The organism is Streptomyces sp. NPDC102278 (assembly GCF_044766345.1).
In the GTDB taxonomy this organism is placed as follows: Bacteria; Actinomycetota; Actinomycetes; order Streptomycetales; family Streptomycetaceae; genus Streptomyces.
Genome location: NZ_JBIWLV010000009.1, coordinates 86,228 through 99,583, shown reverse-complemented (window position 1 = coordinate 99,583; position 13,356 = coordinate 86,228). Strand labels below are relative to the sequence as shown.

The following is a 13,356-nucleotide window of genomic DNA, read 5'->3' as shown; positions in this document are numbered from 1 at the left end:
GTATCCATGGCAACGCTTGAAATCCACGACCTGCACGTCTCCGTCGAGGCCGAGAACGGCGCCCGCGAGATCCTCAAGGGCGTCGACCTCACCGTCAAGCAGGGTGAGACGCACGCCATCATGGGTCCGAACGGCTCCGGCAAGTCCACGCTGGCCTACTCGCTGGCCGGTCACCCGAAGTACACGATCACCGGTGGCACCGTCACCCTCGACGGCGAAGACGTCCTGGAGATGTCCGTCGACGAGCGCGCCCGCGCCGGCCTGTTCCTCGCGATGCAGTACCCGGTCGAGGTCCCCGGCGTCTCGGTCTCCAACTTCCTGCGCACCTCGGCCACCGCCATCCGCGGCGAGGCGCCGAAGCTGCGCACCTGGGTGAAGGAGGTCAAGTCCGCCATGGAGCAGCTCCAGATGGACACGGCCTTCGCCGAGCGCAACGTCAACGAGGGCTTCTCCGGCGGCGAGAAGAAGCGCCACGAGATCCTCCAGCTGGAGCTTCTCAAGCCGAAGATCGCGATCCTCGACGAGACCGACTCCGGCCTGGACGTCGACGCCCTGCGCGTCGTCTCCGAGGGCGTCAACCGGGTCCGTGAGAGCGGCGAGGTCGGCACCCTGCTGATCACCCACTACACGCGCATCCTGCGCTACATCAAGCCCGACTTCGTGCACGTGTTCGCGAACGGCCGGATCGCCGAGTCCGGCGGCGCCGAGCTGGCGGACCAGCTGGAGGCCGAGGGTTACGACAAGTACGTGAAGGGTGGCGCGACCGCGTGACACAGCTGCCCGGCCTCCTCGACATCGAGGCGATCCGCAAGGACTTCCCCCTTCTGGATCGTGTGGTCCACGACGGGAAGAAGATCGTTTACCTGGACAACGCGGCGACCTCGCAGAAGCCGCGCCAGGTGCTCGACGCGTTGAACGAGTACTACGAGCAGCACAACGCCAACGTCCACCGCGGCGTGCACGTGCTCGCCGAGGAGGCCACGGCGCTGTACGAGGGCGCCCGCGACAAGGTCGCCGCCTTCATCAACGCACCGAGCCGCGACGAGGTGATCTTCACCAAGAACGCCTCGGAGTCGCTCAACCTGGTCGCGAACATGCTCGGCTGGGCGGACGAGCCCTACCGGGTCGACCGCGAGACCGAGATCGCCATCACCGAGATGGAGCACCACTCCAACATCGTCCCGTGGCAGCTGCTCTCGCAGCGCACGGGCGCGAAGCTGAAGTGGTTCGGCCTCACCGACGACGGCCGGCTCGACCTGTCCAACATGGAGGAGGTCATCACGGAGAAGACGAAGATCGTCTCCTTCACGCTGGTCTCCAACATCATGGGCACGGTCAACCCGGTCGACGCGATCGTCCGCCGGGCGCAGGAGGTCGGCGCGCTGGTGCTGATCGACGCCTCGCAGGCCGCTCCGCACATGCCGCTGGACGTCCAGGCGCTCGGCGCCGACTTCGTGGCCTTCACCGGCCACAAGATGTGCGGCCCGACCGGCATCGGCGTCCTGTGGGGCCGGCAGGAGCTCCTGGAGGACCTCCCGCCGTTCCTCGGTGGCGGCGAGATGATCGAGACCGTGTCGATGCACGCCTCGACCTACGCCCCGGCCCCCCACAAGTTCGAGGCGGGTACGCCCCCGATCGCCCAGGCCGTCGGCCTCGGCGCGGCCGTGGACTACCTGAGCGCGATCGGCATGGACAAGATCGCCGCGCACGAGCACGCGATCACGGAGTACGCGGTCAAACGCCTCCTGGAGGTGCCCGACCTGCGGATCATCGGTCCCACCACGGCCGAGGACCGCGGCGCCGCCATCTCCTTCACGCTGGGTGACATTCACCCGCACGACGTAGGCCAGGTGCTGGACGAGCAGGGCATCGCGGTGCGCGTGGGACACCACTGCGCGCGCCCCGTCTGCCTGCGCTACGGAATTCCCGCGACCACGCGGGCGTCTTTCTACCTGTACTCCTCTCCGGCCGAGGTCGACGCGCTGATCGACGGGCTGGAGCACGTACGGAACTTCTTCGGATAGCGACGAAGGCGACGAGGACGCAGTGAAGCTGGATTCGATGTACCAGGAACTGATCCTGGACCACTACAAGCACCCGCACGGGCGTGGCCTGCGCGACGGCGACGCCGAGGTGCACCACGTCAACCCCACGTGCGGTGACGAGATCACGCTGCGCGTGAAGTACGACGGCGAGACGCTCACCGACGTCTCGTACGAGGGCCAGGGCTGCTCCATCAGCCAGGCCAGCGCGTCCGTGCTGAACGAGCTGCTGGTCGGCAAGGACCTCGCCGACGCGCGTCGGATCCAGGAGACCTTCCTGGAGCTGATGCAGTCCAAGGGCAAGATCGAGCCCGACGAGGCCATGGAAGAGGTACTGGAGGACGCGGTCGCGTTCGCCGGTGTCGCCAAGTTTCCCGCCCGCGTGAAGTGTGCTCTGCTGAGCTGGATGGCGTGGAAGGACGCGACCGCCCAGGCCCTGGGCGACGCGGAGAGGAAGACGGCATGACCGAGAACGCGACGCCCGAGGCGTCGATCAAGCCGGCCAGCGAGGAAGAGGTCCGCGAGGCCCTCTACGACGTGGTCGACCCCGAGTTGGGCATCGACGTCGTGAACCTGGGCCTGATCTACGGCATCCACGTCGACGACGCGAACATCGCCACCCTCGACATGACGCTCACCTCGGCGGCCTGCCCGCTGACGGACGTCATCGAGGACCAGGCGAAGTCGGCGACGGAAGGCATCGTCAACGAACTTCGCATCAACTGGGTCTGGATGCCCCCGTGGGGCCCGGACAAGATCACGGATGACGGCCGTGAGCAGCTGCGCGCACTCGGTTTCAACGTCTGAGTGGACGTGTGTGAGGAGGGGCCCCCGGCACGGTGCCGGGGGCCCCTCCTGCCGTTCGGGCCCTCGTGCGAGGTCCGCTCCACGGCCTGTTCGCCCGGCCGTCGGACGGCGTGCACCGGAAGTTGGCCGCAGTGGCCGAATCTTCTCCATGGCCGCCATGCTCATGCCGTGGCGCAGCAGACGAGAGGACCATCCGTGACCGTTCGCCTGTCGCCGGTGCGCCGTGCGGGCGCCGTGGGCGTCGCCGGGGCCGCAGCCCTCCTCCTGGCCGGGCTGGGAGCGCCCGCGCACGCCGTCGGGCACACCGGCGGGTACGCCGACCCGACGATCTCGCTCTCCGCCACGCACCTCACCGGGGCCGTGGGCGCGCACGGCGACCCCGCCGTGACCGTGGACGTCGAGCAGGCCGGGGTGCCCGTCGGGTTCCTGCGGCTGCGGGTGCTGTCCTCCAGCAACCCCGCGGTGGTCGCGGTGGGCGACGTACGACAGGAACGCACCCGCTCGGGCGACCGAAGCCTGACGGTGCGCCCCCGCGGGCAGGGCTACACCGACCTGACGCTCCAGGTCACCGGACGCGGCGGGAAGACCGCGACGGCCACCCTCGCCTACGCCGCCTCGGCGCGGGTCGGCGGCGCGCCCACGACCCGCTACCTCACGGGGTCCTCGGACGCCTCGGCCGCCGTGGACGTGGGCGGCGGGCACGTGCTGGTCGCCGACGACGAGTCCAACGTGCTGCGTCTGTACGACCGTTCCCGCACCGGCGCTCCGGTCAGGACCTGGGACCTCGGCCCCTCGCTCGGCCTGAAGAAGGAGGTCGACATCGAGGCGGGTGCCCGGGTGGGCGACACCGTCTACTGGACGGGCTCGCTGGGCAACAACAAGGACGGCAGGTACAAGGCGGAGCGGAACACCGTCTTCACCACGAGGATCACCGGATCGGGCGCCGGTACCGAGGTCTCCTTCGGCGGCGCGTACCGCGGCCTGCGCGAGGACCTGATCGCCTGGGACACCGAGCACGGCGACCGCTTCGGCTTCGCGGCCGGCGCCGCGAACGGGCAGGTCCCCAAGCGGATCGACGGCTTCAACATCGAGGGGCTGGAGTTCGCACCGGGCTCCACGAGCACCGCCTACCTGGGCTTCCGCGCCCCACTGGCGCCCGCGGTGCCCGGCGGGAAGGCGCTTGTCGTGCCCGTGACCAACATGGACCGGGTGGTCGCGGGCACGGCCCGGCCGGCCTTCGGCGAGCCGATCGAGATGGACCTCGGCGGGCTGGCGATCCGCGACGTCCGCAAGAACGCGGCGAACCAGTACCTGATCCTGGCCGGTACGCACGCCGCGGACGACAACTCGGACCCGTACGCGCTGTACCAGTGGGACGGGATCCCCGGGCACGCCCCGCGCAAGCGGGTGGACCTGCCCACCGCCGATCCCGGCGGCTGGGAGGCCGTGGTGAACGTGCCCGACCTGCGGGCCCCCGGCGCCCGCGTGCAGCTGATCACCGACAGCGGTTCCGCCGACCTGTACGGGGACGGCACCGAGGCCAAGGACCTGACGCACGCGGAGTGGAAGAAGGCGCGGGCGGCCTGGTTCACGCTGCACTGACCTCCGTCCGCGCCGTCGGACCGGTCTGCGGGCGTGTGCCCGGGCGCACGTACGGGCGCGTTCGGCCATGTGTACGGGCGTACGCAACGTTGTGTACCCTCGTACACATGCCCTACGTACTGCTTGCCGCGGCCATCGCCGCCGAGGTCGCCGGCACGACCGCCATGAAGTTCAGCGACGGCTTCACGAAGCTGTGGCCCTCGATCGGCACGGTCCTGGGCTACCTCGTCGCCTTCACCCTGCTCGCCCAGACCCTGAAGTCGATGTCGGTGGGAACGGCGTACGCGATCTGGGCGGGCGTCGGCACGGCCGCGATCGCCGCCATCGGCATGCTGTTCCTGGGGGAGGCGGCGACCGCGGCGAAGATCGCCGGGATCGCGCTGATCATCGGTGGGGTCGTCCTGCTGAACCTCGGCGGGGCGGCCCACTGATGCCGGCCGGAGCGGTGCGCCGGCACGACCCGGAGCGCCGGCAGCGGATCATCGACGCGGCGATCCGGGTCGTGGGTGCCAGGGGCATCGCGGGCCTGAGCCACCGCACCGTGGCGGTCGAGGCGGACGTCCCCCTGGGGTCCACGACCTACCACTTCAAGACCCTGGACGACCTCCTCGTGGCGGCCCTGCGTCAGGCGAACGAGCAGTTCGCCCCGGTGCTCGACCCCGCCGAGCCGGACCTCGCGACGGCGCTCGCGCGGCTGCTGGGGGAGTTCCTGGCGGCGGGCCGGGACCGGGGGCGGGTGGAGCTGGAGTACGAGCTGTACCTGGCGGCCCTCCGGCGCCCGGCGCTGCGGCCGGTGGCCGCCGAGTGGTGCGCGTCCGTGGCGGCGGCGCTGGGCGGGCGGACGGATCCGGTGACGGCGCGGGCGCTGGTGGCGGTGATGGACGGGATCAGCCTCCAGGTGCTGCTGACGGACGCGGAGTACGACCCGTCGTACGCGCGGGACATCCTGGGGCGGGTGCTGGCCGGGGGATGAGGGGCGGCAGCCCGGGGGCCGCCGCCCGACGGTGGCACCCGCGGCCGGCGGGGCCGCTCAGGGGGCGCGGCGGACCGCCTCCAGGGCAGTTCGGACGCCGGCCTCGATGTCCGTGATCGGGTAGATCACCTCGCGCACCGTTCGCTCCCGGTCCAGGACCAGCGTCAGCCGCTTGAGCCGGCTCACCCCCGCCGCGCGGAAGGTCGGCAGCCGCAGCGCCGAGGTCAGCGCGAGTCCCGCGTCCGAGAGGAGGGGGAAGCGCAGCCGTTCCGCCTCGGCGAACTCCCGCTGCTCGTCGGGCCGCTGGGTGGAGACGCCCTGGACCGTCGCGCCCGCCGCCGTGAACTCGGCCAACTGGTCCCGGAACGTGCAGGATTCGAGGGTGCACCCCTTCGCGCCGGGGATCCCGGCCCACCCGGGCGGATACGACTCGGCCCGGGCGTAGGCGCCGGGGAAGCAGTACAGGACCGTGTACGGCGTGTCCGCCACGGGGTCGCGAGGCTCCCCGAACCGGTCCGGCAGCAGCAACTCCGGTACCCGGGTGCCGAGCAGCGCCTGGACCCGCGCCGCCTCCCGCGAGGACTCCTCGGTCGTCGCCGTCACCTCTCCCCCTCCCAGGACCCAGGTGTCCCCCCAGTCCTGGAGGGCCACCAGCACCGGCAACAGCCCCCGGCCGCGCGGGGTCAACCGGTACTCGTGCCGCACCGGACGTTCCTGGTACGGCTCGCGCGTCAACACCCCGGCCTCGACCAGCAGTTTCAGCCGCTCGGTCAGCACCTTGCGGGAGACGCCGAGCTCGCGCTGGAACTCCTCGAAGCGGTGCACACCGCGCGCGGCGTCGCGCACGACGAGCAGCGTCCACCAGTCGCCCACCACGTCGAGGGCCTGGGCGATGGAGCAGTCCGCGTCGCCGAGGTGCGTGCGCTGGGCCATGGGAACTCCTTTGTCCGTTGACCCAAGGCTGCCATGCTGACATAGTCCGTTCCCAAAGGGAACTGATGTGTTCGTGGGGGGCGCCACCGTGTTGCGAGGGTTCAAGGACGTGCCGAGGGTGGTGTGGCTCCTGGCCGCCGGGGTGTTCGTCAACGCCGTCGTCGGCTTCACCTTCGTGTTCGTCTTCGTGTACCTGGTCGGGCCGCGCGGCCTCGGCGCGGCGCAGGCGGGCCTCGCCGTCGGAGTCGGCGGCGTCGGCCTGGTCGCCGGCAACTTCACCGGAGGCTGGTACGGCGACCGCCTCGGCCACCGCAAGGTGCTGCTCGCCGCCTCCGCGTTCGGCGGCCTCGCCCTGGTCTGCCTCCCGCTCCTGCCCACCCCGCTGCTGTGCGCCGCCCTGCCGGCCGTCCAGTACGCGTCGGGGGTCGTCCGCGCCGCCAACTCCGCGCTCGTCGCCGTCACCGTCCCCGCGGGTGCCCGCCGCCAGGCCTACGCCGTCCTGCGGTGCGCCTCCAACGGCGGCTTCACCCTCGGCCCGCCCCTCGGGGCCCTGGTCGCCGCCGGCCTCTCGTACGACTGGCTGTTCGTCGCCGACGGCGTGGGCACCCTCGCCCTCGCCGTCTGGACCGCCCGGATCGTGCCCGCCCGCGGCGCCGCCCACGGACCCGCCGCGGCCCGGGACGGGGGTCCGGGCCGCGGCGTCACCGCCGAGCTGCGGGCCCGCCCCGCCCTGCTCGTCCTGCTCGCCGCCGTCCTCGTCGTGGACGTCGTCTACCGGCAGCAGTACTCCACGCTCCCGGTCTTCCTCGCCGACCACGGTTTCGACATCCGCGCCTTCGGGCTCGTCGTCGCCCTCAACGGCGGGGTCGTCCTGCTGCTGGAACTGCCCGCCGCCGTCGCCCTGCGCAAGCGACCGCCCCTGGCCGTCGTCGGCACCGGGCTGCTCCTCGTCGGGGCCGGATACGCGGCGCTGATCGCCGGGGCGGGCATCGCGAGCGCCGTCGTGATGATGGTGCTGCTCAGCCTCGGGGAGATCCTGTACAAGACCACCGCCACCGCCTACGTCGCCGACCAGGCCCCCGCGCACGCGGTCGGCCGCTTCCAGAGCCTGTACGCGGGGGTCTCGGTCAGCGGCGTCGTCCTCGGCGCACCGCTCGGCGGCGCCCTGTACGCCGCCGCCCCCGGGCTGCTGTGGCCGCTGTGCGCGGCCCTGGCCGGGGGCGCGGGGGTCGCGGTGCTGTGGACCTCCCGCCGCCCGCCGCGGCCCGCGGGGCGGGGAACGGGCCGGGTAGCGGGCGCGTCCGGGGCGGCGCGCGGTGCGGGCGTCGAGGCCGCCGGGGCGGCGCGTGGTGCGGGCGTGGAGGTTTCGGGTGCGGCGCGCGGTGGGGGCGTCGAGGCCGCCGGGGCGGCGCGTGGTGCGACCGTCACATGAGACCGGTTCGCGACCGCGGCCCGTCGCCGGTTAGGTTTCGGGCATGACTGCTACGCGTACCTCCGGCGCCGTCGCCGCCGGCCTTGCCACCATCACCGCCGACGGCACCGTCCTCGACACCTGGTTCCCCGCCCCCCGCCTCGTCGCCGAGCCCGGCCCGGCCGGCACCGAGCGCCTCACCGCCGAGCAGGCCGTGGAACTCCTCGGGGCCACCGCGCCGAAGGCGATCCGCCGCGACGCGGTCCGCGGGGTCGAGGTCGTAGCCGTCCGTACGGTCATCTCCTCGCTCGACGACAAGCCGCTGGACGCCCACGACGCGTACCTGCGCCTCCACCTGCTCAGCCACCGCCTGGTCAAGCCGCACGGCCAGAACCTCGACGGCCTCTTCGGCCTGCTGGCCAACGTGGCCTGGACCTCCCTCGGACCCGTCCCCGTCGACGAGATCGAGACCGTCCGCCTGAACGCCCGCGCCGAGGGCCTGCACCTCCAGGTCACCTCGATCGACAAGTTCCCGCGCATGACGGACTACGTCGCCCCCAAGGGCGTCCGCATCGCCGACGCGGACCGCGTCCGCCTCGGCGCGCACCTCGCCGAGGGCACCACCGTCATGCACGAGGGCTTCGTCAACTTCAACGCCGGCACCCTGGGCACCTCCATGGTCGAGGGCCGCATCTCGGCCGGCGTCGTGGTCGGCGACGGCTCCGACATCGGCGGCGGCGCGTCCACCATGGGCACCCTCTCGGGCGGCGGCAAGCAGATCATCTCGATCGGCGAGCGCACCCTGATCGGCGCCGAGGCGGGCGTGGGCATCGCGCTGGGCGACGAGTGCGTCGTCGAGGCCGGCCTCTACGTGACCGCCGGCACCCGCGTCACCCTTCCGGACGGCCAGATCGTCAAGGCCCTGGAACTCTCGGGCGCCGACAACATCCTCTTCCGCCGCAACTCGGTGACCGGCGCCGTCGAGGCCCGCCCGTACAAGGCGGCCTGGGGCGGCCTGAACGAGGTCCTGCACAGCCACAACTGACGGCCCGCCGGGGCCCCCTCGGGCCGGCCTGATCGCCGGCGCCGGATGTCGCGACGCCCTCCCACCCCGAGCGGGTGGGAGGGCGTCGCGCGTCCCCGAGTGGACGCCGGCCGCGGGCGGCCCTCCCGCCCCGAGCGGGGGAGGGGGCCCTGCGGGCCGAACCGGTCAGTGCGGGGGGATCGAGCGGACCAGGCCGGCGAAGGCCTGCTCCTCCTCCTCCGTCAGTTCCACCGACTCCATGGGGTGCCCGGCCGGGCCGCGCTGGGTCGGGATCGTCGACAGGCCCTGGAACGCGCCCGGCTGCGGCTGGTGGAAACGGCCGTCCCACAGGATGTGGCCGAGGCCGACCACCCAGACGAGGGCGGCCACGAGCAGGACGGCGATGCCGATTTCCTGGACGAGGGTGATGGAGGGGAACACACGGTCCTCCGGGGTGCGGGATCGAGCGTGCAAGATCGGGCGTGCAGACACTCAACACCAGAACGGCCGAATTGGACAGGGGTGTGTCGAGTGTCACGCCAGGGCCGAAAGCCCCCACCTTGTCCTGAAAGGCGCCCTCCGGTCTGGCAGGGGATCCGGGCGGGACGGCGCCCGGACCCCCTGCCGATCCGCCCGTGACTACGGACGGAAGCGCAGCACCTGCGGGTCGTGGTCGCTGTTCTGGTCCGCGAACTCCGCGTTGATGTGCACGCTGTCGTACGTGAAGGTCTTGATCGCCGGGCTGGTCAGGATCTGGTCCAGCACCTGCGCGTTGCCCTGGTACACGTACGAGTAACGCTCCGCCTTCGGCAGCGACTTGATCGCCGGGTACAGCGCCCCGCCGTCCGCCAGGGCGTCGGCGGTCGCCGAGAACTCGAAGTCGTTGATGTCGCCGAGGGCGATGACGTTCGCCTTCTTGTCGGCCGCCAGGATGTCCTTGACGAAGCCGTTCACGGCCTGCGCCTGGAGCAGGCGCTTGGCCTCCGAGGAGCGCACCGGCGGCTGGTGGTGCGAGGTGAGGCCCTCGTCGCCGCCCTTGGAACCGAAGTGGTTGGCGATGACGAAGACCGACTTGCCGCGGAAGACGAACTCGCCGGCCAGCGGCTTGCGGCTGTCGGCCCACGCCGCGTTCGCCGGGTCGATCCGGCCGGGGGAGTGGGTCAGGGCGGCCTTGCCGTCGACCGTGGTGACGCCGGTGGCCGTCACCGCGTCGCCCGCGGCGCGCTCGGTGAACGAGACCCGCGCCGGGTTGTAGAGGAACACCTGACGGATGTTGCCGCCGGGCTCGCCGCCGTCCTTGTTGTTCTCGGGGTTGACGGTGCGCCACTGGTACGCGGGACCGCCGGCCGCCGTGATCGCCGCGGTGAACTTCGTCAGCGTCTGCTCGGCCGAGACGGTGCCGTCGTTCTTCGCGCCGTTGTCGTCCTGGATCTCCTCCAGGGCCACGACGTCGGGCGAGGCCAGGTTCTCCACGACGGCCTTCGCCAGCGCGTCGAACTTCTCCTGCGGGTCGCTCGGGTCGAGGTTCTCGACGTTGTACGTGGCCACCGCGAGCTCGTTCGCCGCCTGCGCCTTGGTCTTCTCGGGGGCGAGGGTGCCCGCCTTGACCGTGCCGAGGGTGCGGGCCACCAGGGTGTAGCCACCGAACTGGTTGAAGTCCAGCGGGCCCTCGGTGGTGCCGGTCAGCTTGTCGCCGACGTTGGCCACGGGGAAGGGCTGCTGCGCGACGGGTGCGAGCTGCTGGATCTGGAGCCGGCCGGTGTTCTGGGACTCGTACGATCCGTAGATCGTGCCACCGCGCTTGGCGGTGTTCTCCCAGCCCTTGACCGTGACCCACAGCTCCGAGTACGGGTCGGTGGCGCCGACCACGCGGGAGTTGCCGATCTTGACGTTCATGCCCTCGACGGACTCGTAGAAGTCCAGGGCGTAGCGCGCGGGCTCCAGGGTCAGCCCGTTGACGCTGCCGGCGGCGGCCGGGTCGCCGGCCGGGGCGTACTCGGCCGGGACCGTGTACTCGTTGATCGCGGCCGCGGCGGGCAGGGCGTTGCCCGAGGACAGCACGGTCACGACCGGCTTGGCGATCTGGGTCACGGACTGGTTGCCGGAGGAGACGCCGCCCGGGATGTACTCGCCGACCGTGCCGGTCACCTTGACGGCGTCGCCGACCGCGACGGTCGGCACCGAGCTGGTGAAGACGAACACGCCCTCACTGGTGGCGGCGTCGTCGTCGGTGTCGGGGTCCTGGATCCAGAAGCCGCGCGAACCGTACGTCCGCACACCGGTCACGATGCCCTCGACGTCGGCGACCTGCTTGCCGTTGAGCGGGGATATGCGGGTGGTGCCCTGGATGTCGTGGATGCGTATCGGATCGGCGGACACGGCGCCTTCGGCCGCGTCGGCGGAGCCCGCGAGCAGGCCGGTGGCCAGCGCGGTGGCGACGAGGGCCGCGACGGCGGCGGAACGGGGATGCGAGGAGCGCATGGGCGGGAACTCCGGTGTGAGGGTGGGGGGGAACGCCGGGAGATCCGGGGCTCCTGTACTGCTCAGTACATCTACGCGCGTCAATTTCCTGTGTGGACCGCAAAGTTGTCAAGGTCTCCGAGGAAGACGGCAGCTGACTGGGGGATGAACCAAGGGCGATGGCCCCTCGGGCATGCCCGAATTGCGTCTACGCTGGGTCGTCGCCGTACGACCCAACGGCCCCACCGCGACCGCGAGGAGAACCGCCCCATGTCCGCAGAGCCGCACCCCACACTGCCGCCGGTACGGCTGCACTCCGATGCGGAACTGGCCCGCGACGCCCTGGTCACCCCGCTGTTCGCGCACGCCGTGCGCCTCGCCCGCTGGGCCGGGCCCCACACCCGCGTGGACGTCGGCGGCGAACTCACCGCCGAACAGCTCGCCGAGGCGGCCGCCGTACTCGGGCTCGACCCCGAGGGCGAGGAGGGCCCGGTGCACGCGAGCCAGGCCTGGCGGGTGGCCGTGGACACCGGGCTGGTCGACGTGACCGAGCCGGACGAGGAGGCGGGCGCCGCGGAGCACGAGGCGGGCGAGGGCGCCGCGGACGGCGCCGAGCCGCGGTACGGGACCGCCGCCCCCGGCGAGGACCTGGCGCTGATCGCGGGCGGCGCGCCCGGCGACGTGCTCGACCTGTGGCTGGCGGCCCTGGACGCCGTCCTCGCGGACGCGGCCGTGCCCGACCTCGACGACCTCGTCGACGCGTTGGACGCGGGCGGTGACATCGACTTCGACCGGCTCGACTGGAACCCGCAGCGCGAGGCGGACTTCCTCGACGGGGTGCTCGCCAACCTCTACCTGCTGACCGTCGCCGAAGGGGGCTCCGGCGACAGCCCGGTACCCCTGCCGGTGCTCGCCGCCTCGATGGTCGTCCCCGACGACATGGGCGATCCCACCGACGCCGTGCTGGAGCAGGTCTCCGACGCGATGATGCGCCTCGACGACCAGTTCCGGCAGCTGGAACCGATCGGGCTGGTCGAGTTCCGTCCGGTGGACGAGGCGCTGATGGCGGAGGTCGACGACGAGGAGCTCCTCGCCGGGCAGGGCGACGGCTCCGAGGACGACGTGGCGCGGTACGGGATGGTCCGGCTGACCGCGCTCGGCCTGTACGGGATCCGGGCCCGGATGCTGGAGGCCGGAGTCGCGGCCCCGGCCATCGGAGAACTGGCCGACAAGGGCGCGGACGCGCTGCTCGACGCGGTCTCCCTCTACCCGGAGGGCGCGGCGCAGGCCGAGATCGAGCAGTGGCTGGCCGGACGTGAACTGCCGGTCGCGGTGGCCGAACTGCTGGCCGCGGCCCGCGGCGACGACGAGGGCGCCCCGCTGCGCAGGCTGCGCTGCCAGCAGGCCCTCGCCCCGGCCGGCCCCGACGCCGAACCGGCGGTCCGCGCGGTACTGGGCGACCCGGAACTCGGCGGACTCGCCCGGGTCTGGCTGGCCGAGCGCGGGGCGACGGACGTGCCGGCGCCGGACGGGGCGATGGTGTTCTGGCTGACGGTCGACACGATCGCCGCGCAGCTCGCCGCCGACGGCGAGACCGACGAACTCCCGTTGTTGATGGGCACCCTGACGGAACATCATGCAGGGTTCTTCGAGCAGGCGTGGCGGGTGGAACACCCCGCGACGGCCTACGTGCTGGAGGCGATGGGGCGGCTGCACCCGGACAAGAAGGCGGCGAAGGAAGCCCGCAAGGCCGCCTTCAAGGCCCGCTCCCGGCAGGGCTGACGGGCGGGGCGGCGGCTCCCGCCCGGCGGACGGGCGGGGCGCGGTACGGACGGGGCGGCGGGCGCGCGCGACGGATGAGGCGGCGGGTGCGCGTGGCGGGCGGGGTGGCGGGTGCGCGTGGCCGATGAGGTGTCGGATGCGGGCGGGGGCAGCGGGCGCGACGGATGGGGCCGCCGCTCCCGGCCGCCGGGGTGCGCGAGGAGCGGCGCTGTCGGCGGGGGCGCACCCTCGGGGCTCCCGCTCGGTGGGCCCGTCGGGGTGCACAACGCGCCGATCCTGGGCCGGAGTCCGCCATTCCGGCCGGACGTGAGGGGATGGCCCG

The 13,356-nt window shown here is 72.4% G+C and carries 13 protein-coding genes; 10 read left to right on the top strand and 3 right to left on the bottom strand.

All coding sequences use genetic code 11. The annotated features are described in order from the left end of the window. Positions 1-6 precede the first annotated feature (6 nt). The 7 genes from sufC to ACIRO3_RS22045 all read left to right on the top strand — a co-directional run bounded on the left by sufC (position 7) and on the right by ACIRO3_RS22045 (position 5,424). A complete protein-coding gene (gene sufC / locus ACIRO3_RS22075) occupies positions 7-771 on the top strand; it encodes a Fe-S cluster assembly ATPase SufC (RefSeq protein WP_150520152.1) in 765 nt (254 codons plus the stop codon). Further along, the gene (locus ACIRO3_RS22070; RefSeq protein ID WP_361974497.1) at positions 768-2,024 is read left to right on the top strand and encodes a cysteine desulfurase; all 1,257 of its coding nucleotides are present in this window, start codon (positions 768-770) and stop codon (positions 2,022-2,024) included. The genes sufC and ACIRO3_RS22070 overlap by 4 nt, the downstream gene beginning before the upstream one ends. 22 nt (positions 2,025-2,046) lie before the next feature. After that, positions 2,047-2,508, top strand: coding sequence for a Fe-S cluster assembly sulfur transfer protein SufU (gene sufU, locus ACIRO3_RS22065; RefSeq protein WP_053681643.1), 462 nt, complete (start codon positions 2,047-2,049; stop codon positions 2,506-2,508). Further along, positions 2,505-2,849, top strand: a complete 345-nt coding sequence (locus ACIRO3_RS22060) for a metal-sulfur cluster assembly factor (RefSeq protein WP_053681645.1) — start codon at positions 2,505-2,507, stop codon at positions 2,847-2,849. Before sufU ends, ACIRO3_RS22060 begins: the two co-directional genes overlap by 4 nt. A 195-nt stretch (positions 2,850-3,044) precedes the next feature. Then, complete coding sequence (locus ACIRO3_RS22055) at positions 3,045-4,451, top strand: hypothetical protein (RefSeq protein ID WP_404139261.1); 1,407 nt, start codon at positions 3,045-3,047, stop codon at positions 4,449-4,451. Between the two features lie 107 nt (positions 4,452-4,558). Then, on the top strand, positions 4,559-4,882 hold the full coding sequence (locus ACIRO3_RS22050) for a DMT family transporter (RefSeq protein ID WP_404139258.1): 324 nt from the start codon (positions 4,559-4,561) through the stop codon (positions 4,880-4,882). Beyond that, entirely contained in the window at positions 4,882-5,424 is a 543-nt protein-coding gene (locus tag ACIRO3_RS22045) for a TetR/AcrR family transcriptional regulator (RefSeq protein ID WP_404139255.1), read from the top strand. The genes ACIRO3_RS22050 and ACIRO3_RS22045 overlap by 1 nt, the downstream gene beginning before the upstream one ends. A 57-nt stretch (positions 5,425-5,481) precedes the next feature. Here the strand turns inward: ACIRO3_RS22045 and ACIRO3_RS22040 are convergent, their stop codons facing one another. Then, positions 5,482-6,357 carry a winged helix-turn-helix transcriptional regulator gene (locus tag ACIRO3_RS22040; protein ID WP_404139253.1) on the bottom strand — a complete coding sequence of 292 codons (876 nt, stop codon included), beginning with the start codon at positions 6,355-6,357 and terminating at the stop codon, positions 5,482-5,484. Positions 6,358-6,430: 73 nt separating this feature from the next. Between ACIRO3_RS22040 and ACIRO3_RS22035 the strand changes: the two genes are divergently transcribed. Further along, positions 6,431-7,789 (top strand): MFS transporter, encoded by a 1,359-nt coding sequence (locus ACIRO3_RS22035; protein ID WP_404139250.1) that lies wholly within the window; start codon positions 6,431-6,433, stop codon positions 7,787-7,789. A gap of 43 nt (positions 7,790-7,832) precedes the next feature. Then, positions 7,833-8,813, top strand: a complete 981-nt coding sequence (gene dapD, locus ACIRO3_RS22030) for a 2,3,4,5-tetrahydropyridine-2,6-dicarboxylate N-succinyltransferase (protein WP_361775026.1) — start codon at positions 7,833-7,835, stop codon at positions 8,811-8,813. 165 nt (positions 8,814-8,978) lie between these two features. On the opposite strand, the gene ACIRO3_RS22025 is transcribed toward dapD, so the two are convergent. Then, the gene (locus tag ACIRO3_RS22025; RefSeq protein ID WP_404139247.1) at positions 8,979-9,233 is read right to left on the bottom strand and encodes a hypothetical protein; all 255 of its coding nucleotides are present in this window, start codon (positions 9,231-9,233) and stop codon (positions 8,979-8,981) included. 198 nt (positions 9,234-9,431) lie between these two features. Next, a complete protein-coding gene (locus ACIRO3_RS22020; RefSeq protein ID WP_404139244.1) occupies positions 9,432-11,273 on the bottom strand; it encodes an endonuclease/exonuclease/phosphatase family protein in 1,842 nt (613 codons plus the stop codon). Between the two features lie 249 nt (positions 11,274-11,522). Between ACIRO3_RS22020 and ACIRO3_RS22015 the strand changes: the two genes are divergently transcribed. Continuing rightward, positions 11,523-13,034: a hypothetical protein gene (locus ACIRO3_RS22015; RefSeq protein ID WP_404139242.1), complete on the top strand. Its 1,512-nt coding sequence runs from the start codon at positions 11,523-11,525 to the stop codon at positions 13,032-13,034. Positions 13,035-13,356 lie beyond the last annotated feature (322 nt).